A 20,670-nucleotide genomic window follows, 5' to 3' on the forward strand; every position below is an offset into this window, starting at 1 on the left:
CGAAGCTCGCTCCCGAAGGCGGAAAGACGTATGGCCGACGAACAACCCATCATCGTCATCAAGAAGAAAGCGGCTCACGCCGGCCATCACGGCGGCGCGTGGAAGGTGGCCTACGCCGACTTTGTGACCGCGATGATGGCATTTTTCATGGTGATGTGGCTGATGAATACCTCCAAACCCGTCCAGGAGGCTGTCAGCGGCTACTTCCGCGATCCCAGTGGCACTGCCTCCAAGAAGGGCGGTTCGGAGGATGGCCGAGGCTCGGCGACCATAACCCCACTGAGGAAGGAAGACTTCACGAAGATCAAGGAGCAACTCATGGGGCAGCTCCAAAAGATGGCGAACTTCGACAAGCTCAAGAACCAAGTCTCGATTACCTTGACCGACGAGGGCCTGAAGATCGAGATGATGGAGAACTCCAAGGGTGTCTTCTTCGAAAATGGCGATGCGAAGCCCACTCCCATTTTGGGAGATCTACTTCGCGTCCTCTCCGCCGAGGTAGGAAAACTCCCCAACCCCGTATCCATCGAGGGGCATACTGATAGCACTCAATACGCCAATAAAGGAGGCTACGGTAATTGGGAACTTTCGACGGACCGCGCAAATATGGCCCGTAAAATTATGGAGGCCAATGGTTTGCACGCAAATCAGGTGGTTCAGGTCAGAGGCTTCGCCGACAACGATCTGCGGGATTCCGCGCACCCGACCGCTCCGGAAAACCGCAGGGTCACCATCCTGATCCAGTACAATCTCACGAACCAGGACCACCGACCAGGAACCCTCTTCAACGGCAAGATCGCCTCGATCGAGGCACCTGGGGTTTCTCCAACGGAAGCTCCCGAGGCCGCGGCGAAGGGCTCGCAAAAGCCCGTTGAGAAGCCGGGGTCAACGCCAGTGAAGGTCAGCACGGAACCCGCCAAGGTCGCGTCAAAGAACTAGGACATAGCGGCGTCCGGCGCAATGAAGGCTCGTACGGTGTAGCGGCACGTCAGTCTTCGTCATGGATTTGTCGCGAACGAGAGTCTGAGTGGACCGATGTTTCGCGGTTCGCGAGAAGGCCTCACGACGTGGCTGATCCAGAATCGAGAGTCCGGTGGCCAGCGACTTGCTATTCTAGAGCATTCCGGGGGCGAACTATGCGAAGCACGCCCGTCCGACGACAGCCTTGCGAGTGATCGGTTGGTGCGAGCGGGAAGGGCGAATGCCGAAGGTCAATCGATCCAGGAAAGGCCGCCCACTTCGCTGACGATGCCGCGGAGTGTCTGAATTTCCTCCTGAGTCTGCGCCCGGAAGCAGAAACCCACGTCCTCCGGCTCCAGGTTCGCCACGACGGCTTCTACCCGGTGTACCCGCCCAAAGACATGCAATTCGAGCCAGCCCTCCGCCCCGACCGCGACCTCGGCGTCCAAACGCGCGCGTAGGCCATCTGGGCTAAGATCGGTGCATTCTCCTGTGTACCTCAGACCGCACGAAAAAAAGTCGGCGCGGAAACGCGTGCGAAGGCGTGGCGAGCGATATTGGAAGGAGCGAACCATTGTCTAGTCTCTTCGATGACGGTGCGGGTGTCCCGATATGGACAAACACTCCACCAATTAGGTATCGACACATCATGCCAATTTGTTCAGTTTGGAATAGAGATGTGGGAACAGACTTCCTGTGCGACGCGAGAGAACCGACGCTGGTCCGATCCGGGACGATCGACGCGGCACCCACTGATATGGGCCCGAGGCTAGAGTAATGATGATGAGTTCGGAAGAAGAGGGAATGGCAGTCGTATTGGGAGAGCAGCAGATGCGATTGCTAATTATTGATGACGATCAAGCACTATCGCGCTTTCTGCGGCGCGAGCTGAAGATGCAACAGTACACGGCCGATAACGCCTATGATGGCGAGTCTGCCCTCGAGCTTCTTCGCCGGTCAAGCTACGACCTGATGATTCTCGATCTCAACCTTCCCGGCATGGATGGCCTGGATCTGCTGCAACAGACCCGATTGATCGATCCCGGCCTCCCTGTGCTGGTTTTGACTGCGCGCAATCGCAAGGAGGACCTGGTGCAGGCCCTCGAGCGGGGCGCCGACGACTGCTTGGTGAAGCCATTTTCCTTTCAGGAATTGCAGGCCCGCTTGCGCAGCCTCCTTCGCCGCAGGGGCACAGCGTCCGTCCCCGCAGCTATGGCCCGGCTTTCCGAATTGGTCATCCACACTGACGAGCGTCGCGTGATGCGCGGAGATCGCAAGATCGACCTGACGCCCCGCGAGTTCTCGCTGCTGGAGCACCTGATGAAGAATGCCGGGAAGCCCGTGTCACGCATGACGTTGATGCGTGAGGTCTGGAATGCTCCCTTTGATCCCTCGACCAATGTCGTCGATGTCTACATGAAATATCTGCGCGACAAGATCGATCGCAATGAAGAGCGGAAACTTATTCGCACCGTGCGGGGAGTAGGTTATGTCTTCGGTGAAGAATGAGACTCTAGGGGTTTCAGCCGCCGGAATTGCGCTGAACCCGCTGTTCCGCAGCCTGATGAGCGGTCTGCACGCCGCGGCGCAGCCGCTGACCGTGCTCCGGGTGAGGCTCGACGAGGATTACATCCAATCGTTGGAGATTGAGGATCTTCGCCGCATCGCCATTGAGGCGATTGGCCCGGTTGACCGGCTTTGCTCCCTGGTGAGCTCTATGCAGCAACTGGTGACCGCGGAGTATCTCCAGCCCCAGCCAAGCGAGATCAATGTGCTTGCCCTACTTCGGGGCACGGTGGAAGGGCTGGAACTCCTGTTCGCCGAAAAAGGCATCGATCTTGTTTCGGAGGTGCCGGCCGAGAATGTGATGATGGTCGTCGACGGCAAGCGTCTCGAAGAGGCCATCGCAACATCTCTCTTGCTGGTGCAGGGCATCTCGCATCCTGGCGATCGGATCGTAGTGTCTGGCTCGTGCCAGCAGGGTGCATTCCGGTGCGCAATTCGCAACGGTCTTCGGACCGTGGACAAGCTAAGCTCCGATCATCAGCTTATGATGGCCATTGCGGAGGCCGATGTTCGCACGCAGGCTGGAACGTTGGAACTGTCTCTTGCCCCACTCGTGGTTGAGCTTTCTCTCGGTGACTAACGAAAGGCTACATACTTTCGTTCCATTTCCGAACGTCGATGAATCAGCCCCAGCACTATGTGCTTTGCGGCTGGCTCTGTCAGAGTGAAAGTCAAACCAATGAGTGCCTTACCAATTTCCGAGCCTGCTAGCGTGCCACCCGGCGCGATCGCCACACTCCTGGTCAGTCCCAACGGACGGCTTCGACGCGAGCTTCGCGAGAAGATCCTCGCTCCCCGGTGGCAGCTCATCGAAGCTCAGAGCGGTGCAGAAGCCTTCGAATACCTCCACGACAGCGCCGTAGATATCCTTTTGCTGGATCCCATGCTCCCGGATCTCGAGTCCAACGAGTTCAGCGCCATGGTTTCGGAGCGTTTTCCTGGAACTCAGGTACTCACGCTCAACACGCATACCGGTCAACTGGTGCTGGGTTCAACCTCGCCCACACCGCTTGCCACGGAACTGACGGAGCTGCTGCATCCGCAGGCGGCTGCTGTGCCGAGCTGGCCTACGCCGGTCCCAATGTTGCAGGCTGTGGCGCGTTCGCGCGGTGCGGATCCTGGGTTGCCGAACGTCATTGGTGGTTCCGATGCCATGCGCCGTGTCAGCGAGCTCACGCGCATGGTGGCGCAGCGCGATACTACTGTGCTGATCACAGGTGAGAGTGGTACCGGCAAGGACCTCATCGCGCAGGCTGTACATCTGCTAAGCCCTCGCCAACGTCAGCCGCTAGTGGTGATCAATTGCGCGGCCATTCCCGAGGCGCTGCTGGAAGCCGAACTCTTCGGGTACACGAAGGGATCGTTCACTGGCGCGGTGCAGTCGCGCATTGGGCGCATCCATGCCGCACACGGCGGCACATTGTTTCTCGATGAAATCGGCGACATGCCCCTTTCGTTGCAGAGTAAGATCCTGCGGTTCCTCGAGCAGGGCGAGGTGCAGCGGATCGGCGGCAACGACAACCTTAAGGTGGATGTGCGCGTCGTGGCAGCAACGAATGCGAAGCTCCTGCAGATGGTTCAGCAGAAGCTCTTCCGCGAAGATCTTTACTTCCGCCTGGCCATCTTTCCGATCAGCTTGCCTCCGCTCCGTGAACGGTTTGGGGACATCCCTCGCCTGGCGGCAACGTTTCTGGCGAGGTTTGCTCCTCATGCAACTCTCACCGAGGAAGCGATGGCGATGTTGAGGTCTCATCCGTGGCCAGGCAATGTCCGGGAGCTGCGCAATGTGATCGAGCGCGCCAGCATACTGCTAGGCAATGAAAGGGAGTTGCGGGGCGAGCACGTGGTGCTTTAGGCCAGCGATTCTTGTTTTGCAGTGTTGTCCCACGTAGAAACAGCCTTCTTTTTCCTCTCTTTTCAGTTCTGATTGGATTTGGCACGATTCGTGCATGAGGAATAGGCAGATGCTGCCTACTTCTCATCTTCGGCCAACGGATCCTCCGCCAGCAGGTGTTGTGCTCGCCTCGGCCGGTGTCACCGATGCGACGCATTCGTCAGCAAATCTGCTCGCGGATGCCTTCAGCGAATTCATCGCTACCAGTTCACGCCTTGAGCTCTCTTACCGGACGCTCCAGACGGAGGTGGTGACCCTAAGTCACGAGCTCGTCGAGCGCAACGCCCAACTCGAGGCGAGTCTTGATGAGAACCGCCGCATGCGTCAGGCGCTGGAGCAGATGATGCAGGCGATGCCTTGCGGTGTGCTGGTGATCGATGCTTCTGGCAAGCCAACTTTTATCAATGCCGAATGCCGGGTCCTTTTGGGCCTCACCGACTCGCGCGATTTTGCTGTGCAGGGAGCGCGTATCGCAGAGCTGATCCCCGCAAGTATCTTCTGCTACTCGACGGCCAGTGTTACCGAGTTCGAATGCGAGATAAGCCTCATAATCGATGGCCGTGAACGTTGGATGCAAGTCCGCCGCCGCATCCTCAACACCAGCGACTCGCGCGTCTCCGCCCAGTTCATCCTCCTTCTGCGCGACATCAGCGCGAACAAGCTGGCCGAGCGCAGCCGCGATGCCGGACGCCAGGCTCTGGCGCAGGCTGAGATCAGCAGTGTGCTCGCTCATGAAATTAGGAATCCATTAGCCAGCCTTGAGCTCTTCGCCGAACTTATTGAGCAGGATGAAGACGGTCGCATCAGCTGGATCTCCAATCTCCGCGCCGGTATACGCTCCCTCTCAGGCACAGTGAACAACGTGCTCGCCTTCTACGGCCGAGCTGGCTGGCGAGAGATTCCCGTCTCGCTGCCGCGGCTCCTGCAGGAGGCTGCCGACTTCATGCGGCCTCAGGCTGAGCAGTCGCAGGTGACCATCTACGTCAGCAACGAAATCGTGGACGCGATAGTGCAGGGCAACGCGGACGCTCTCCGACAGGTGCTCCTTAACCTCCTCGCCAACGCCATCCGCCACACACCCGAAGGCGGAAGCGTGACCCTGTCCTTACGCACCATCGCAGGCAAGCCGAGCGTCAAGATCCCCTATGCTCATCGTGTCGCTGTGCTGGAGTGCTTGGACACGGGCCGTGGCATCGCTTCCGAGCACCTTACTCAGGTCTTCGAGCCCGGCTTCAGTGCCGGCGGCTTTTCTTCGGGCCTTGGCCTCGCGGTCTGCCGCCAGATTGCCGAACGCCACAGCGGATCGATCGCTGCAAAGAATGTCGCCGGCGCTGGAGCATGCTTCATGCTTGAGCTTCCCTTGATCTCCATGAAGGAGGCTGCATGAGCGAAACCTCTCCCACCGTGCTTATCGTCGACGACGATCCCGGTATCCGCATGGCGCTCAACGCCAACTTCCTCCGCCAGGGCTGGAGCTCCGAGACAGCTTCTGGAGTTCGCGAGGCTATCGGCTTGGTGGATCGCAAGACCTATGACCTTGTGATCACCGACGTTCGCATGCCAGACGGCGATGGCCTCGAAGTGTTGGAGATGGTTCGCGCGACCTCTCCGAAGAGTGCCGTCATCATTCTCACCGCGCACGGCACAGTCTCACAGGCGGTCGAGTCGATGCGCCACGGCGCGTTCGACTATTTGACCAAACCGGTCTCCTTCGATCAGCTCCGCTCCATGGCGGATCGCGTTCTCAAAGGCGCAAAGCAGCAGGACGCTCCGGCAGCTCCTGCTCAGGTGGTGGCTCCACTTCCTGTCAGCAACGGACATATCGTGGGCAACTCGCCCGCGTTGCTGGCTGCATTGGAGCGCGCTCGCGCTGCTGCTTCCACCGGTGCGGACGTGCTGGTAGAGGCCGAGAGTGGCGCTGGCAAAGAGCTGCTCGCGCGCTACATCCACGACATGAGCGACCGGGCTAACAAGCCCTTCGTCGCGGTGAACTGCGCTGCGGTTCCCGATCACCTCATCGAGAGCGAACTTTTCGGCCACACCAAGGGTGCATTCACGGGCGCGACCGGCCTACGCACCGGCAAGTTCGAGCTTGCTCACGGTGGCACACTTCTGCTGGATGAGATTGGTGAGATGCCGTTGCACCTGCAACCTAAATTGCTGCGCGTACTGCAGGAGCGCGAGTTCGAGCGCCTCGGCGACACCCGCACGCTGCACGTCGACATCCGCGTCATCGCGACGACTAATGCCGGTCTTGAGGCCATGGTCGAGCGCGGGACCTTCCGCCACGACCTCTTCTATCGCCTCAACGTGATCCCGCTATCGCTCCCGCCGTTGCGCGAACGCATGCAGGACCTTCCGCTGCTCGCCCAGCACTTTGCCCAGCGTTTTGCCACCGAGAACCGTTGCGCTGTGCCGCAGCTGGATGCGACTTTCCTCAACGCGATTGCGCGCCACACCTGGCCGGGCAATGTTCGCGAATTCGGCAACTTCATGCGCCGCGTGCTTTCACTGCATCAGGGCGTAGTCATCGACTCGGCCTGCTTCGATCGCGAGTTTCGTCCCACATTGAAGCAAGAAATTGCAGTTCCACAGGGCCCTTTGCCTGTGGCTGGCACAAAGATTGCTGATCTACAGCGTATGCACCTCGAGCGCACGCTGGCTCTCACCGGCGGCAATCGCACCCACGCAGCTGAGATGCTCGGTGTCAGCCTGCGCACGGTACGCAACAGAATCAAGGAATACGGACTCCCTCCCAGGAGGTATGCATGAACAGCACACCCTTACTCTCCCAGCTCGAGACCTACCTTCGTCTCTCCGACCAACGTCAGCAGACCATCGCTTCCAACATGGCCAATGTCGACACGCCGGGTTACCACACCCAGGACATTGACTTCCAGGGTGAGTTGAAGCGCGTGATGAAGGACGACTCGCTCGGCTTCCACACCGCTTCCACGCACGGCCCGGTGTTGCACAACGTGAGTGGATTGATGGAGCGTCCGGATGGCAACAACGTGAGTCTCGATCGTGAGAGCCTCGCGCTCTCCGAGACGCAGCTCCAGTACCAGGCCAGCATTCAACTCATCAAGCTCCAGTTCCACGAGTTGCTCGGCGCCATCAATGGCGGAGGTAACAGCTAATGAAGATGTTCGATGCCATCGCGATCAGTGGCTCCGCCCTCGCGGCCGAGCGTCAGCGTTCGGAGGTCATCGCCACCAACATGGCGAACTCCGAGACCACGCGCACCGCAGCCGGCGGCCCGTTCCATCGCCGTCAGGTAGTCTTTGCCGCGAACACGCCGCGCACCTTCGGCATGACCCTCGCGGGTATGAACAACAACGCGCCGCCGGCCGGCATGGTTCGCGTCTCCGAGGTTGTCGACGATCCGACGCCTGCGGTGATGCGCTATGAGCCCGGCCACCCGGATGCAGACAAAGATGGCTATGTCGCTTATCCCGCCATAAACCCCGCCCTGGAAATGGTGGACCTGATGGGTTCGGTCCGCGCTTACCAACTCAACGCCTCTGCGATCTCTGCTGAAAAGCAGATGATCCAGCAGAGCATCGACATTCTGAAGGCTTAGGAGTTCTTCTATGGCTAGTTTCATTCCTTCTCTCGGTTCGCTTGGTTCTCTCGGTTCGCTCGATTCGCTCTCGCAGGCGTCGGGAATAGGTTCTGGTCCCGCTGCGGGCGGAGACGGCGAGGGCTTTGGTTCGGTGCTCAAGACCGCGCTAGCGCAGGTCAACCAGCTCAGTGGCGGCGCAGAACAGCAGGTCGGTTCCATGCTTACCGGAGGTTCCGCCGACGTTAGCCAGGTGATGGTTGCCGTCGAAAAGGCCGACGTCGCCTTCCAGCTCATGATGCAGGTACGCAACAAGATTGTGAATGCGTATCAGGACATCGAGAAGATGCAGTTCTAGCCACCCTTCACCCTGAAGAGAGACCAGAATCAAGATGGCAGCCGCCGCAACACAAATCGCGAAACAGACTCCCGCCGCCAAGCAGTCGGAGCTCGCTCAGCGCCTCATGGCGTTCTGGAACGGGCGCACGACGCAGCAGCGGATCTTCCTGGGGATCGGGCTGGCCGTTACCCTCGCCGCCGCCGCGATCTTCACGCACATGGTCACGACCCCCGACATGAAGCCTCTGATGTCAGGACTCGATCCAGCCGACGCCAAGACCATCACTACGGCGCTCGACGCTAAGAAAATCCCCTACACGCTGGGCCCCGACGGCACCTCGATCAATGTCGCCTCCGAGCAACTCGCCGAGGCAAGGCTTGAGATCGCGTCGCAGGACAAGACGCACAGCGGACACGTCGGCTACGAGTTGTTCGACAAGACGAATTGGGGCGAGACCGAGTTCGACGAGAAGGTGAACTTTCAGCGCGCGTTGGAAGGCGAACTGGAGCGCACCATCAGCACGATCCGCAACGTCAAGGCATCGAACGTGCACCTGGTCATGGCCACGGAGTCGGTCTTCATGGACCGGCAGCGTAGCGCGAAGGCCTCGGTTACGCTTCGGCTCAAGGACGATGGCATTAACCGCGAAGAGGTCAAAGCGATCCAGCGGCTCGTGGCAGGAGCTGTCGATCAACTGAAGCCGCAGGATGTGGTTGTGATCGATGCCGACACCGAGCGCACGCTCTCCTCCACCGGCCCCGACGGATTAGGCGGAGACGATGAACTGGAGCAGAGCCTCACCAAACGCCTGGTTGCGACGTTGACCCCGGTGGTCGGCGCACAGAACCTGCATGCCTCGGTCAATGTCGAGTACGAGACCAACAGCAGCGAAGAGAATGACGACAAGTACGATCCCCAGAGCAGCGTAGCTCTGAATATGCAGAAGACCGAGGAGCTGAGCACCAACGGCGCCGGCGCTGGCGGGGTCCCGGGCACCTCGAGCAATGTCCCCAGCGCGAAGGCCGCGCAGACCAATGGGAGCACGCCCAGCACCGATCCCACGCAGTCCTCTAAGTCGGAGAGCGCAACCTATGGCGTGAACCGCGTGACACGCCACATCCTGGCGCCTGCCGGTGGCATCCGCCGCCTCACCGCTGCCATCGTCGTCGACGACGTAGTGCATCGCAAGCAGGACAACAAGGGCAAGTGGGTGGAGACCCGCGTCAAGCGCACGCCGGATGAACTCAAACTGATCGCCGATCTCGCGCAGGCCGCCATCGGCTACAGCCAGCCTCGCGGCGATGTTGTGAGCGTCCAGAACCTTGCGTTCGATCGTCCCGAGATTGTGGAACCCGCTCCGCTGACCTTCGCTCAGAAGGCCCAGAAGCAGGTCGATGGCAACGCTTCACTGATTCGCTACGGTGTGCTCTTCGCTATGTTTGGCCTGGTGTACATGCTCATGATCCGGCCGATCCAGAAGCGCGCCCTGAGCGGTATGACTAAGGAACTTCCTTCCCCGGATGCCGCAGCACTTCAGGCTCTCGTTACGACGGTCCCGGAGGCCCTACCTGGTCTCAGCAATACCCATATCGTCGAGCGCACCCAGGCGCTAAGGAAAGAGCTCACGGACTTCTTGGAGAAGGATCCTGACTCCGGTGCGACCGCGATCCGCGCCTGGCTCAAGGAGGGAACGGCATGAGCGCTCTCGTGGACATCAGCGGTCTGCGTGGAATAAGAAAGGCAGCGATTCTGCTCTCCATCATCGGTGAAGAGCCGGCCGCGGCCATCCTCGGCAGCCTCAACGAAGAGGAAATTCAGCAGGTGGCCGATGAGGTCGCCAACCTGGGCAGGATTCCCAGCGAGGTCTCCCTGAAGGTCTTCGAAGAATACCAGCGCATGACCCAGGCGCAGGACTTCATGCAGCAGGGAGGCCGCGAGCTCGCCAGGCGTCTGCTCATCAAGGCCATCGGCGAGGACGAGGCGGAGACTATTCTCAGCAAGCTCGACCGTGCTCGCGAGGTAACGCCGCTGGAAGCGCTGCAGAGGGCCGATCCTCAGAAGCTCGCGAAGTTCCTGGAGGGCGAGCATCCGCAGGCCGTTGCGCTCATCCTCGGCCAGATTGGCGATCGCCAGGCTTCGGCTCTGCTGATGAGTCTCTCGCCTCAGGTTCGTTCTGAAGCAATTCGGAGGCTCGCAGCGCTCAAGCGTTTCTCTCCGGAGATGGCAGCGCGTGTCTCAACCGTGCTGAGTCACCGCCTCAAGACCGTCACCGAGCAGGGACGTCGTTCTTACTCAGGCTTCCAGAGTGTCGCAGACATTATGAACTGTATCGATTCGGGTGTTGCCCAGGAAATCCTCGAGAACATCGAGGCAGAGGAGCCACAGCTTGCAATCAGCATCCGCGATCTCATGTTCACCTTCAATGACCTCCTGCAGGTCGAAGAGGGCCAGATACGTGAGCTCATGGGTGCCGTCGACAAAAAGATGCTTGCCGCCGCACTGAAGGGCTGCAGCGAGGACCTGAAGAATCACTTCTTCCGGACGATGTCCTCACGCGCGGTGGAGATGCTGAAAGAAGATATCGATTCACTAGGTCCAATGCGCAGCAAGGAAGTCGTGAAGGCGCAGTCGGATATCGTAGCGATCGCGCGGCAGCTTGAGGCTGAGGGCAAGATGGTGCTAAAGGGCGAGGGTAGCGATGAATATGTTGTCTAACGGACGTGCCGTGTGCCGCTCCATTGCCGTCAACACGCTCAGCTATCGCGATGTCTCGGATCCGGATGCGCATGCCGAGCCCATGGCGAAGAAACCGGCCGCAGCTCCCCAAATTCCGGCTCCGCCCACAGTATCCGGTCCTACGCACGAAGAAATTCAAGCGATGGTTGAAGCTGCGCGGCGCGAAGCCGTTACTCAGACCGAGGCCCGTCTCCACGCGCAGCATCAGCATGAACTTGCAGCCCAGCGAGCGAGCATCGCCGAGGCTATTACGCGCTTTGACATCGAGCGGCACGAATACTTTGCCAAGGCCGAACGCGATGTGGTGGAGCTTGCAATCTCAATCGCAGCCAAGATCCTCCACCGCGAGTCGCAGATCGATCCCATGCTGCTCTCCGCGCTGGCTCGTGTAGCCATCGAGCGCGTAAACAGCGGCTCGGGGGTCACTGTGCGGGTGCCGACCGATGATGCTCCCTCGTGGAGAGAGCGCTTCACCACCCCGATCAACGGAACTGCCGTGGAGGTCGTCGGGGACGACTCGTTGAATCCAGGCGATTGCATGATCGAAACCAGCCTCGGCTCCGCCAATGTCAGCATCGATAACCAGCTCAAGGAAGTCGAACAGGGCTTCTTCGACCTCCTCAGCCGCCGTCCGGACATGGCCGCATGAATAGCGCCAACGCCCGCCCACTTGCCGCGTATTTCGATCGCCTGGAACGCCAATCCACGTTGCAATGGCGCGGGCGCGTGCTCGAGGTCGTCGGCAATCTCATCGAGTCCGAGGGCCCGTTCTGTTCCATCGGAGAGTCCTGCGAGATCTCGAACACGCAAGGTGTACGTTACTCGGGCGAGGTCGTTGGCTTCCGCGGCTCGCACACACTGTGCATGGCGCTCGAGCCCCCACAAGGCATCCGCTACGGCGATGTCATCGTCGCCAAGGGATCGCATCCTTCTCTCCGCGTAGGCAAAGATCTCCTGGGCCGCGTCATCGACGCGACTGGAACCCCCATCGACAGCAAGGGACCGTATCGGGGCGACAAGTCGGTACCGATCGACGGCTCTGCACCGCTGCCTCTCGAACGTGTGCCAATCCGTGAGCCGCTTGGTTGCGGCATTCGCGCCCTCGATGCCTTCGTTACCTGCGGACGCGGGCAGAGGCTTGGCATCTTCGGCGGGTCGGGCGTCGGCAAGAGCACACTGCTGGGCATGATGTTGCGTGGCACCGCGGCCGACATCACCGTGCTCGCTCTCGTCGGAGAGCGTGGTCGCGAGGTTGGAGAGTTCCTCGAGGTCATCGGCGAAGAGGGATTGAAGCGCTGCGTTGTGGTGGTCTCCACCTCCGACCAGTCGCCATTGCTGCGTATCCGTGCGGCGCTATCCGCGACAGCCATCGCAGAGTACTTCGCCGAGGCCGGCAAGAACGTGCTGCTGGTCGTCGATTCGCTCACGCGGTTCGCCATGGCCCAACGGGAAATTGGTCTCTCCGCCGGCGAGCCGCCGACGGCCAAAGGCTACACGCCCTCCGTGCTCAACATGCTCGCCAAACTCGTCGAGCGTGCCGGCTGCTTCCAGAAGGGCAGCATCACGGCGTTCTATACCGTGCTGATGGAGGGCGACGATCAACAGGACCCCGTGGTGGACACCGTAAGGTCCCTGCTCGATGGACACATCATCCTCGATCGCGCGCTGGCGACGCGCAACCACTATCCGCCCATCGCTGTGCTCGATAGCCTCAGCCGATTGATGCCGAGCATCGCCACGCCGGCCCATCGTCAGAAGGCCGATGCGCTGCGCAAGCTGCTGGCTTCGTATCATCGCAGCGAAGATCTCATCCGAATCGGCGCTTACCAAAAGGGAAGCGACCCTACCCTGGATCGCGCCGTGGAAAGTCTGCCGTCGTTGCAAGCCTTCCTGCAGCAGCGTCCGGACGAGGTATACCCGTTCTCGAACATCGTAAAATCCCTGACTGAGGTCCCGAGCTGACATGGCATTCAAGTTTCCCCTGGCAACCGTCCTGCGTGTGCGCCTGATGCGCGAAGAGCGCGAGGAGCGCCTCCTTCAGCAAATCCTCTTCCAGATCCAGCAGGTCATGGCGAAGATCGCTGCCATTGACGCAGAGTCGGAGCGGGCCAACGGTCATCGCTCCGAGCACATGTTCAAGGCCGTGTCCGCCCATCATCTCCATGGCGCCTATGGTGAGATTGCCTACCTGCGCCAGAGCCGCACGGAGCAGGAGGCGCACCTCGCCAAGCTCGAGGATCTCAAGGACAAGCAGCTCGCCATCTATCAGGAGGCCCGCCGCGACCGCAAGATGCTGACGGAGATGCATGACCGTCAGCGCACCACCTTTCTCTTCGAGGTCGCCAAGCAGGAGCAGCGCGCCGTCGATGAATATTTCTCGTCGCTGCACAGCCGCAAGGCGATGTAAGAGCTATAAGCTTCACGGATTCGTCTCCGTCTTTATGCGCGCCCTCCGATGAGGGCGCGTTTCTTTTTGTTCGTGAAACGCCGGCTCCGACATGGCGGAATGATCGACTGGGCAAACTCTGCCCGGCAAGGGCTGCCATCGCTGCAGCGTTGCCCAGTAGAGCAATTTAGGTCCGCCGCGAAAAACCCAGAATTCACTGGAGATTTGGCGATTATCAGAGGCGTGCGGGTCTGGCATCGAGCGTGCAATCTACATGGTCGTGATGAATGTGGTGCACATGACGGATTCGGCGGCGGCGACGACTGCAACGGCAACGGCCACCAGGCCGGCAGCCAATGCGGATAGCCAGGACGCCCCGAGCTTCGCTCAGCAGCTGGCACAGGCTGGACAGCAGACCCAGGTTCCCGCGGCGACTCCCAAGGAGACGATCCAGAACAGCGGCCACACGTCCGATGCGGGCACGAAGAAGCAGAGCGGCGCGAAGAAGGACAACTCGACCGAGGCTTCGAGCAACTCATCGAGCGACTCCTCGAGCGCAACTGCCGACAGCCTGTCTGCCGCGCAACTTGTTCTTCCGATGCTGGTCGCCGCTCCAGTGACGATCCCCACACCGCTGCCGACCTGCGCCGCCGATGGAACCTCGCAGGTCGCCAGCCTCGGCACAAGCGATCCGGCAACGAACGTAGCTTCGGACGCGGCCAACACGTTAGCTCTTCCGGTGGTCTCGCCAATAGATGCCGGATCGGTGAGCCAGGTGTCTTCCACAAGCGGCGCGCAAGCCCAGTCCTCACTGCCCAACAATGTGCCTTCCTCCGCCGCGCTTGGGGCCATCAGCGCGCAAGCCCTGGCTGCAATGCTCAACAGCGCGGCATCTGCCGCAGGCTCAGTTGCGAGCGGTGCCGCCACCGCGGATCAGCACCTCGTTGCACAGATCAAAACCCAGCTCGACAAGGCTCTGCAGCAGGGAGGCGCGAAGCTCGGTGGTGTCCCCGCGCAGACCGCCGCCGTACCCCAGGGCCTTTCAACGGCTGTTGCCGCCCCCGATCAGAAGCAAGCCACGATGGTCGCTTCGTCAGTGGCCCTTCCCGTTCAGGCCGTACCGGTCTCGCAGCCGGTGCATGCGGGTTCGATTCAGGGTGTTGGAAAGACCTCAGCTGCGCAATCGCAGACCTCGACTTCAGCTTCGCAGGGAGGCGTGCAGGGACAGGCAGCGACCTCCAGCAGCACCGACGCCTCCAGCCAGGATGCGCAGGGTGATGGCTCCTCGAAACATGATCGCAAGGACACGACGACAGACGCGAGCACTTCGGGCGCTGTGATCAACACCGCAGTGGTCACCGGCAACGATGCCGCGGGCTTCCGGGCCGCGGTTGTAACGAACGACGTGGGACATATCGCTCCTCTTGCGGCCACTACATCCGCAACGACTCCGAGCAGTAGCCCCGAGGTGGCTCTCCAGAATGCCGCCGCCTCCGTTCACGGCCCGCAACATGACGACGGCGTGGCAGCCGCGAGCGGCAGCACGGCAGCTTCCTCGCTCCCATCCATTCAGTCGGCGAGGCTGGTACAGACGGCCTCGCAGTCGGAGATGCGGGTTGGCCTGCAGTCGCAGGAGTTCGGAAACATCACCATCCACACCGCAGCTGCAGGGCAGGCGGTCTCCGCGCAGATCTCGGTCGAGCATCCAGAGCTGGCCCGTGAGCTGGCAGCGCGGCTGCCCGAGATGCAGGCAAAGTCTGAAAGCAACCAGACCATCGAAGTCCGCATGAGTTCCGGCCAGCAGTTCTCGGCAGGAACGGGATCGGGTGGAAGTTCTGCCGGTCAGGAGCAGCAGGGCTATCGTCAGGCCTCGGCCAGCAGCGCAGCGTTTGGCTCCAACTCCGCGGACGGGCTCTTCCATGCCGCCTCCGCCAACAGGATCGCTACCCAACCCTCGGCCGCTACAGGTGGCCGACTCGACATTCGCGCCTAAGCAACTAGGCCGCAGGAGGAAGTATGGCTGTCAGCATGAACACCAACTCGATCGCAGGTTCTCCGGTTCCGGCAGCGGCAAGCACTCCCGGAAGCTCGAGCTCGTCGTCCAGTTCGGCGACGACGGACATCGGATCTACGTTCCTCAACCTCCTGGTGCAGGAGCTGCAGAACCAGGACCCCACTGCTCCGATGGATTCGACCGCGATGGTCGGCCAGATGATCTCGCTGAACCAGCTCGATCAGCTCACCAGCATCAACCAGGAGCTAGGCGGATCAACCGGCTCAACGACCAGTGGGCTGCAGCAGGGAACTCAGGCTGCTGTGCAGTCGGCGCAAGCGTCGACCGGCTCGACCTCTCCTTCCGCTGGGGGCGCGCAGGCAGCGTCGCAGGCTCTCCCATTTGACCCGACGACGATGTTGCCCGTCGGCTACGCAAATTCCAACGCGGTGACGAATGCGCTCAACACGCCTCTCATCTCGACGACCCCCACTGCGGCCCAGACAGCTGCCTCCACGTACGGCATCTACTAAGGAGATTTGAAATGGCATCGTTCTCTATTCCCCTGTCGGGCCTCGTGGCGGCCCAGAGTCAGCTCACTGCGGTCTCCAACAACCTCGCCAACCTGAACACCGACGGCTACAAGGACCAGACGGTCAGCTTCTCGGACATCTTCGCGCAGGCCAACCAGTCGAACGGCGCCGGCGATCCCATCCAGACTGGATCCGGCGTCCAGGTAGCGGCCAATAATTATGACTTCTCCGATGGCCCCACCAGCTCTACCGGCGTCTCCTCGAACATGGCACTCTCGGGTGAGGGTTTCTTCGTGACCAAGAGCACCTCCGGCCAGCTCGACTATACCCGCGCGGGCGACTTCACAACCAATAACGCAGGCTTCTTGACGTCACCCACCGGTGATCTCGTTCTGGGCTATCCGTCGGTGAATGGCGTGGTCAACACCTCTGCGGCTCTGCAGCCTCTGCAGGTCCAGGACGTCACCAGCCCTCCCATCGCCACGACCGACTTCTCGATCACAGCGAATCTGCAGGCTGGTACAGCATCGGGCACCAGTGTCACCCCAAGCACGATTACGACCTACGACTCACTCGGCCAGCAGCATGAGCTCACCGTCTCTTACACCGCCGGGGCCAATAACACGTGGAACTATAGCGTGACGCTCCCCACCTCCGATTTGAGCGGCGGCGGTACCGGCACCACGCAAGTGGCGAGTGGCACACTCAGCTTCGACAGCTCCGGCAACCTCGTCCTTCCGGGCGGCTCCAACTCCATCGCCATCAGCGTTCCGGGAACAGGCGCAACCTTTGCCGATGGTGCGGCTGGGATGAGCGTGAAGTGGAACCTGACGAACTCGAACGGCACCGGCACGATCACCCAGACGGATCTAGCGAGTTCTACCACCGCCACACCTCAGAATGGTTTCCCCGCCGGCACACTCAGCTCCTATACGGTGCAAGGGGATGGCACGATCGAGGGCACCTTCTCGAGTGGCAGCACGATCGCCTTGGGACAAGTCGCGGTTGCCTCCTTCGCCAACGACCAGGGCTTGAGCAACATCGGCAATAACTCCTTCCAGACCACTGCAGCTTCCGGATCTGCTGTCATCGGCACGGCCGAGTCCGGCGGTCGAGGAACGATCACAGGTGGGGAGGTCGAGGGGTCTAACGTAGACATCTCCACCGAGTTCGCCAAGCTGATCGTCGCGCAGCAGGCCTATAGCGCGAATGCCAAGTCGGTAACCACCTTCAACCAGGTCTCGCAGGCCACCATCGCGATGCTGCAATAGTTGTAGACCGGTACGCAACCGGAGCACGATGGAATAGAGCGCAGCTGCCGAGGTCTTCTCATGAAGACCTCGGCGACTACCTCTCCCACCTTAGAACGGCTCTCATCTTCGGCTCATCAGTCATGCCTGGCGCTTCTCATAGAGCGCGCGGCTTCTTGTACGCTGTTCACCGCTGTGCGCAAACACCGCATCCTGCGCGGGTTTGCGGGCAGTGCGCGGAGAGTTGTCCTCGTATCGAACATTTGGCAACGCGATTGCTGTTAGTGATGTCGCAGACCGAAACCAAGGAGACACACCTAAACTCCTGGCGACTGTCTGTGGTGACCGCTTCACGGAGCGCCTCACCATTTCTGGCAACGGAAGGCACACGACAGCATGAGCGCACCTGCCCAAGTGGAAGTCCCGACGCCCGAGCCGCAACCCAGGCTCACCGGCCTGCAGCTTGTTGACAAGAGCGCTGAGCGGTCAAGCTTCGATCTCATCCCCTGGTTGCCCTGCACCCTGGCACTCGATATCCCTGTGGTGCACTTCACGGTCCGCAACCTGCTGGAACTCGGCAAGGGCTCCATCGTCGAGACCCATTACCACCAGAGCAGCGATCTTCCTCTACGCGCCAACAGCCAGCTCGTCGGCTGGACCGAGTTCGAAGTTGTCGGTGATCGTCTTGCTGTTCGCCTTACGGACCTGTCATGACCCGGACGATGGCCAAAGCGTCGGGCACACGCCGCCGCACCGTTCCGTTCGACACTCCAGCGACGCTGGAGGCAGGTGATCGCGTGCCGGAGCAGCTGGCTAAGGTCACCGGTCCCGGTTTTGGAGGCCTCCTGAGCGGACTCATCAACTGGATCCGCGCGCGCCGCACCAATGCGCAGAGTTCCAGTCGGCTTCGCCTTGCCGAGACCATCTCCCTCGGCGAGAAGCGGACCGTCTCGGTGATCCACGTCGAAGGCCAGCGCTTTCTCATCGGCGGAAGCGCCTCGAGTGTCAACCTCCTCACCCCGCTTGGCACGGAGCCTGCTGCTTTCGGAGACGCTCTGCGTCGCGCCGGCGCAGCACGGAAGCCTGCAGCGGCGGTCAAGGCCAGGCGTGCAATCACCCCCACGCAACTGCCCGAAGAGATTCAGGACACGATCACACTGAGCGAGCCCGCGATGAAGGCTCAGCCAGAGGAAGCTACCTCCTCTTCAGAGTCCAGAGAGCTCATCCACCGGGTCGAGTTCATTTACAGATCGGGTCTTGAGAAACACAAGGCCCGGCAGTTCGAAGCGGCGCGCATCGACTTCGACTCCGCTGTCGAGCAGATGCTCTCGAGCGGCATGGATTTGAAGAATGATCGTCTGCTGGCCGAAGAGTTTGTCTCCCTGGTGTCGCGCATTCATGCACTCAAGGCGGCCGCTGCGAATCAGGCCTATGCCGTACCATCCAGAACCCCGAAAGCATCGCCTGTGCAGGTGACGGACGACGTTCCCGATGTCTCCATCCGGAAGCCGGTCGCACGCGTCTCCCACCACATGAAGCCGAAGATGGCCGCAAGGATTGCTACCCGAGCCAGCGTGATCATCGCGGCACTGCTCCTCACAGCCGCGGCGACCATGCACGCCGCTCCCTCCCAGTCCTCGGACATGGTGACGCTGCCCCAGAGCCAGGAGACGTCTTTACCCCCAATGCGGCCCATGCCGCCGCTGGCGCCTGGCATTCGTCGGCTCACGCCTCCGGCCGCTTCTGCGGATCCGAATCAGATCACAATCAGCGGCCTGGGTTCCAACTCTCCGCAGTGGACGATCGTCGTCCTGATGACGTTCCTCACGCTCATCCCGTCGATCCTTATCTGCATGACGCCGTTTGCGCGTCTTCTTGTCGTCTTTCACTTCCTGCGTCAGGCTCTCGGCCTGCAGACCACGCCCTCCAATCAGACTCTCGTCGGGCTCTCGCTCATCATGACCTTCTTCCTGATGCAGCCAGTAGGGAAGATCATCTACGACCAGTCGATCGTCCCGATGCAGAGCGGCCAGATCACCGCCGAAGTGGCGCTGGACCGCGGCATCGTGCCGATGCGCCAGTTCATGGCGCACTATGTGCGTGAGAAGGACGTCGCGCTCTTCCTCGACATCGCCAAGGAGCCGCACCCCGCCACCATCAATGATGTGTCGCTGCGCGTCCTGCTGCCCGCCTACGTGCTCTCAGAACTCAAGAGCGGCTTCCAGATCGGCGCCGTGCTCTTCCTTCCGTTCCTCGTGGTGGACATGATCGTCGCATCCATCACCACCTCGGTCGGCATGATGCAGCTTCCTCCCGTAGTCATCTCCACCCCGTTGAAGCTGCTGCTCTTCCTTATGGTCGATGGCTGGCACCTGCTGATTGGCTCGCTGATGAGGAGCTTCTACTAATGGGAGTCGATCCAGTAGTCGCGATGGGCCGCACGATGCTGTTGCAGGTGGTAATGCTGACTGCGCCGCTGCTGCTGGCTGCCGTGGCGATCAGTCTTGTCATCAACGTCATCCAGGTGCTCACTTCGCTCCAGGACCAGACGCTTTCCACGGTGCCGCGTCTGCTGGCCATTGGCAGCGCACTCTTCTTCCTCATGCCGTGGATGCTGCGACATCTCGCGCACTACACCGTGACCATCCTTTCGGACTTTCACGGGGTGCTGCAGTGATCCACCTGACGCTCACTGAGATCTTCGTTGCCTTCCTCACCATCACTGTCCGGCTCTCCGGCCTGATGCTCTTCGCTCCATTCTTCGGCAGCTCGGCAGTGCCGGTCCGGATCAAGACCGGCATGACGATCCTCTTTACCTTCCTGCTGTATCCGCTGGTGTCACCGCACCTTAAGGGCGTCGAGCTTAGCCAGTGGCCGCTTCTGGTCTTCAGCGAGCTGATGATCGGCGCAGGCGTGGGCATCGTCTCCAACCTTGTCTTCGATGCTGTCCAGATGGCCGGCCAGATCCTCAGTGTGCAGATCGGCTACTCGCTGGTGAACATCCTCGATCCAAACACCCAGGTGGAGTCGACAGTCGTTGCGACCTTCCACCAGACCATCGCGATGCTGGTCTTCCTTCGCCTCGGCATTCCGCTGTATCTGCTGCGCGTCATCGCTCGCAGCTTCGACTACCTTCCGCCGCAGAGCGCACACATCAGTGGCGCCTTCGTGCAGACGCTGGTGCACATGGGAGCTTCCGTCTTCCTGCTAGGCGTACAGCTTGCAGCTCCTGTTCTTTCCGCCACCCTGTTGCTGGATATCGCGCTGGGCCTGATGGGCAAAGCTGCCACGCAGCTTCCGCTTATGCTGCTCGGCCCGGCGATCAAGAGCGTCGTCGGCCTCAGTGTGCTGGCGATTTCGCTCAAGTTCTGGCCCGATCTCTTCGCTCGGCTTTTCCTTCACTCGGTGACAACCGCCGAAAACCTGCTCCATCTCGCTGTTTAGACCACA

The 20,670-nt window shown here is 60.9% G+C and carries 22 protein-coding genes; 21 read left to right on the forward strand and 1 reads right to left on the reverse strand.

The features are described from left to right. Positions 1 to 30: 30 nt before the first annotated feature. Positions 31 to 939 (forward strand): flagellar motor protein MotB, encoded by a 909-nt coding sequence (locus AC5E6W_RS10965; RefSeq protein ID WP_491752332.1) that lies wholly within the window; start codon positions 31 to 33, stop codon positions 937 to 939. 272 nt (positions 940 to 1,211) lie between these two features. Here the strand turns inward: AC5E6W_RS10965 and AC5E6W_RS10970 are convergent, their stop codons facing one another. Continuing rightward, positions 1,212 to 1,535: a PilZ domain-containing protein gene (locus AC5E6W_RS10970; protein ID WP_491752333.1), complete on the reverse strand. Its 324-nt coding sequence runs from the start codon at positions 1,533 to 1,535 to the stop codon at positions 1,212 to 1,214. 202 nt (positions 1,536 to 1,737) lie between these two features. Here AC5E6W_RS10970 and AC5E6W_RS10975 point away from each other — a divergent pair, with 202 nt between their 5' ends. From AC5E6W_RS10975 to fliR, 20 genes are all read left to right on the forward strand, one after another. Beyond that, positions 1,738 to 2,469, forward strand: a complete 732-nt coding sequence (locus AC5E6W_RS10975; RefSeq protein WP_491752334.1) for a response regulator transcription factor — start codon at positions 1,738 to 1,740, stop codon at positions 2,467 to 2,469. Then, entirely contained in the window at positions 2,450 to 3,106 is a 657-nt protein-coding gene (locus AC5E6W_RS10980) for an ATP-binding protein (RefSeq protein WP_491752335.1), read from the forward strand. Before AC5E6W_RS10975 ends, AC5E6W_RS10980 begins: the two co-directional genes overlap by 20 nt. A gap of 99 nt (positions 3,107 to 3,205) precedes the next feature. Further along, positions 3,206 to 4,381 carry a sigma-54 interaction domain-containing protein gene (locus AC5E6W_RS10985; protein ID WP_491752336.1) on the forward strand — a complete coding sequence of 392 codons (1,176 nt, stop codon included), beginning with the start codon at positions 3,206 to 3,208 and terminating at the stop codon, positions 4,379 to 4,381. 109 nt (positions 4,382 to 4,490) lie between these two features. Next, positions 4,491 to 5,807 carry a sensor histidine kinase gene (locus AC5E6W_RS10990; protein ID WP_491752337.1) on the forward strand — a complete coding sequence of 439 codons (1,317 nt, stop codon included), beginning with the start codon at positions 4,491 to 4,493 and terminating at the stop codon, positions 5,805 to 5,807. Then, positions 5,804 to 7,192, forward strand: coding sequence for a sigma-54-dependent transcriptional regulator (locus AC5E6W_RS10995; RefSeq protein ID WP_491752338.1), 1,389 nt, complete (start codon positions 5,804 to 5,806; stop codon positions 7,190 to 7,192). Before AC5E6W_RS10990 ends, AC5E6W_RS10995 begins: the two co-directional genes overlap by 4 nt. Further along, a complete protein-coding gene (gene flgB / locus AC5E6W_RS11000) occupies positions 7,189 to 7,560 on the forward strand; it encodes a flagellar basal body rod protein FlgB (protein WP_491752339.1) in 372 nt (123 codons plus the stop codon). The genes AC5E6W_RS10995 and flgB overlap by 4 nt, the downstream gene beginning before the upstream one ends. After that, positions 7,560 to 8,003 (forward strand): flagellar basal body rod protein FlgC, encoded by a 444-nt coding sequence (gene flgC / locus AC5E6W_RS11005; protein WP_491752340.1) that lies wholly within the window; start codon positions 7,560 to 7,562, stop codon positions 8,001 to 8,003. The genes flgB and flgC overlap by 1 nt, the downstream gene beginning before the upstream one ends. Before the next feature lie 10 nt (positions 8,004 to 8,013). Then, the gene (gene fliE / locus AC5E6W_RS11010) at positions 8,014 to 8,340 is read left to right on the forward strand and encodes a flagellar hook-basal body complex protein FliE (RefSeq protein WP_491752341.1); all 327 of its coding nucleotides are present in this window, start codon (positions 8,014 to 8,016) and stop codon (positions 8,338 to 8,340) included. Positions 8,341 to 8,374: 34 nt separating this feature from the next. Continuing rightward, positions 8,375 to 10,021, forward strand: coding sequence for a flagellar basal-body MS-ring/collar protein FliF (gene fliF, locus AC5E6W_RS11015; RefSeq protein ID WP_491752342.1), 1,647 nt, complete (start codon positions 8,375 to 8,377; stop codon positions 10,019 to 10,021). Continuing rightward, positions 10,018 to 11,037, forward strand: a complete 1,020-nt coding sequence (gene fliG / locus AC5E6W_RS11020; RefSeq protein WP_491752343.1) for a flagellar motor switch protein FliG — start codon at positions 10,018 to 10,020, stop codon at positions 11,035 to 11,037. Before fliF ends, fliG begins: the two co-directional genes overlap by 4 nt. After that, on the forward strand, positions 11,021 to 11,707 hold the full coding sequence (locus AC5E6W_RS11025) for a FliH/SctL family protein (protein ID WP_491752344.1): 687 nt from the start codon (positions 11,021 to 11,023) through the stop codon (positions 11,705 to 11,707). Before fliG ends, AC5E6W_RS11025 begins: the two co-directional genes overlap by 17 nt. Then, the gene (locus tag AC5E6W_RS11030; protein WP_491752345.1) at positions 11,704 to 13,020 is read left to right on the forward strand and encodes a FliI/YscN family ATPase; all 1,317 of its coding nucleotides are present in this window, start codon (positions 11,704 to 11,706) and stop codon (positions 13,018 to 13,020) included. Before AC5E6W_RS11025 ends, AC5E6W_RS11030 begins: the two co-directional genes overlap by 4 nt. Position 13,021: 1 nt before the next feature. Next, a complete protein-coding gene (fliJ, locus tag AC5E6W_RS11035) occupies positions 13,022 to 13,465 on the forward strand; it encodes a flagellar export protein FliJ (RefSeq protein ID WP_491752346.1) in 444 nt (147 codons plus the stop codon). 253 nt (positions 13,466 to 13,718) lie between these two features. Then, entirely contained in the window at positions 13,719 to 15,437 is a 1,719-nt protein-coding gene (locus AC5E6W_RS11040) for a hypothetical protein (RefSeq protein ID WP_491752347.1), read from the forward strand. Between the two features lie 23 nt (positions 15,438 to 15,460). After that, positions 15,461 to 15,970, forward strand: coding sequence for a flagellar hook capping FlgD N-terminal domain-containing protein (locus AC5E6W_RS11045; RefSeq protein WP_491752348.1), 510 nt, complete (start codon positions 15,461 to 15,463; stop codon positions 15,968 to 15,970). An 11-nt stretch (positions 15,971 to 15,981) separates the two neighbouring features. Beyond that, entirely contained in the window at positions 15,982 to 17,241 is a 1,260-nt protein-coding gene (locus AC5E6W_RS11050; protein ID WP_491752349.1) for a flagellar hook protein FlgE, read from the forward strand. Positions 17,242 to 17,616: 375 nt separating this feature from the next. Further along, positions 17,617 to 17,934 carry a FliM/FliN family flagellar motor switch protein gene (locus AC5E6W_RS11055; RefSeq protein ID WP_491752350.1) on the forward strand — a complete coding sequence of 106 codons (318 nt, stop codon included), beginning with the start codon at positions 17,617 to 17,619 and terminating at the stop codon, positions 17,932 to 17,934. Then, positions 17,931 to 19,628 carry a flagellar type III secretion system pore protein FliP gene (gene fliP, locus AC5E6W_RS11060; RefSeq protein WP_491752351.1) on the forward strand — a complete coding sequence of 566 codons (1,698 nt, stop codon included), beginning with the start codon at positions 17,931 to 17,933 and terminating at the stop codon, positions 19,626 to 19,628. Before AC5E6W_RS11055 ends, fliP begins: the two co-directional genes overlap by 4 nt. Then, complete coding sequence (locus tag AC5E6W_RS11065; protein ID WP_491752352.1) at positions 19,628 to 19,897, forward strand: flagellar biosynthetic protein FliQ; 270 nt, start codon at positions 19,628 to 19,630, stop codon at positions 19,895 to 19,897. The genes fliP and AC5E6W_RS11065 overlap by 1 nt, the downstream gene beginning before the upstream one ends. Then, positions 19,894 to 20,664: a flagellar biosynthetic protein FliR gene (gene fliR, locus AC5E6W_RS11070; RefSeq protein ID WP_491752353.1), complete on the forward strand. Its 771-nt coding sequence runs from the start codon at positions 19,894 to 19,896 to the stop codon at positions 20,662 to 20,664. Before AC5E6W_RS11065 ends, fliR begins: the two co-directional genes overlap by 4 nt. Positions 20,665 to 20,670: the final 6 nt, after the last annotated feature.

This window comes from Bryocella sp., assembly GCF_058498515.1.

What these genes read in the sequence shown, in the direction of transcription:
- AC5E6W_RS10965 (WP_491752332.1), top strand. Translation starts at nt 31, where the DNA reads ATGGCCGACGAACAACCCATCATCGTCATCAAGAAGAAAGCGGCTCAC.
- AC5E6W_RS10970 (WP_491752333.1), bottom strand. Translation starts at nt 1,535, where the DNA reads ATGGTTCGCTCCTTCCAATATCGCTCGCCACGCCTTCGCACGCGTTTC.
- AC5E6W_RS10975 (WP_491752334.1), top strand. Translation starts at nt 1,738, where the DNA reads ATGATGATGAGTTCGGAAGAAGAGGGAATGGCAGTCGTATTGGGAGAG.
- AC5E6W_RS10980 (WP_491752335.1), top strand. Translation starts at nt 2,450, where the DNA reads ATGTCTTCGGTGAAGAATGAGACTCTAGGGGTTTCAGCCGCCGGAATT.
- AC5E6W_RS10985 (WP_491752336.1), top strand. Translation starts at nt 3,206, where the DNA reads ATGAGTGCCTTACCAATTTCCGAGCCTGCTAGCGTGCCACCCGGCGCG.
- AC5E6W_RS10990 (WP_491752337.1), top strand. Translation starts at nt 4,491, where the DNA reads ATGCTGCCTACTTCTCATCTTCGGCCAACGGATCCTCCGCCAGCAGGT.
- AC5E6W_RS10995 (WP_491752338.1), top strand. Translation starts at nt 5,804, where the DNA reads ATGAGCGAAACCTCTCCCACCGTGCTTATCGTCGACGACGATCCCGGT.
- flgB (WP_491752339.1), top strand. Translation starts at nt 7,189, where the DNA reads ATGAACAGCACACCCTTACTCTCCCAGCTCGAGACCTACCTTCGTCTC.
- flgC (WP_491752340.1), top strand. Translation starts at nt 7,560, where the DNA reads ATGAAGATGTTCGATGCCATCGCGATCAGTGGCTCCGCCCTCGCGGCC.
- fliE (WP_491752341.1), top strand. Translation starts at nt 8,014, where the DNA reads ATGGCTAGTTTCATTCCTTCTCTCGGTTCGCTTGGTTCTCTCGGTTCG.
- fliF (WP_491752342.1), top strand. Translation starts at nt 8,375, where the DNA reads ATGGCAGCCGCCGCAACACAAATCGCGAAACAGACTCCCGCCGCCAAG.
- fliG (WP_491752343.1), top strand. Translation starts at nt 10,018, where the DNA reads ATGAGCGCTCTCGTGGACATCAGCGGTCTGCGTGGAATAAGAAAGGCA.
- AC5E6W_RS11025 (WP_491752344.1), top strand. Translation starts at nt 11,021, where the DNA reads ATGAATATGTTGTCTAACGGACGTGCCGTGTGCCGCTCCATTGCCGTC.
- AC5E6W_RS11030 (WP_491752345.1), top strand. Translation starts at nt 11,704, where the DNA reads ATGAATAGCGCCAACGCCCGCCCACTTGCCGCGTATTTCGATCGCCTG.
- fliJ (WP_491752346.1), top strand. Translation starts at nt 13,022, where the DNA reads ATGGCATTCAAGTTTCCCCTGGCAACCGTCCTGCGTGTGCGCCTGATG.
- AC5E6W_RS11040 (WP_491752347.1), top strand. Translation starts at nt 13,719, where the DNA reads ATGGTCGTGATGAATGTGGTGCACATGACGGATTCGGCGGCGGCGACG.
- AC5E6W_RS11045 (WP_491752348.1), top strand. Translation starts at nt 15,461, where the DNA reads ATGGCTGTCAGCATGAACACCAACTCGATCGCAGGTTCTCCGGTTCCG.
- AC5E6W_RS11050 (WP_491752349.1), top strand. Translation starts at nt 15,982, where the DNA reads ATGGCATCGTTCTCTATTCCCCTGTCGGGCCTCGTGGCGGCCCAGAGT.
- AC5E6W_RS11055 (WP_491752350.1), top strand. Translation starts at nt 17,617, where the DNA reads ATGAGCGCACCTGCCCAAGTGGAAGTCCCGACGCCCGAGCCGCAACCC.
- fliP (WP_491752351.1), top strand. Translation starts at nt 17,931, where the DNA reads ATGACCCGGACGATGGCCAAAGCGTCGGGCACACGCCGCCGCACCGTT.
- AC5E6W_RS11065 (WP_491752352.1), top strand. Translation starts at nt 19,628, where the DNA reads ATGGGAGTCGATCCAGTAGTCGCGATGGGCCGCACGATGCTGTTGCAG.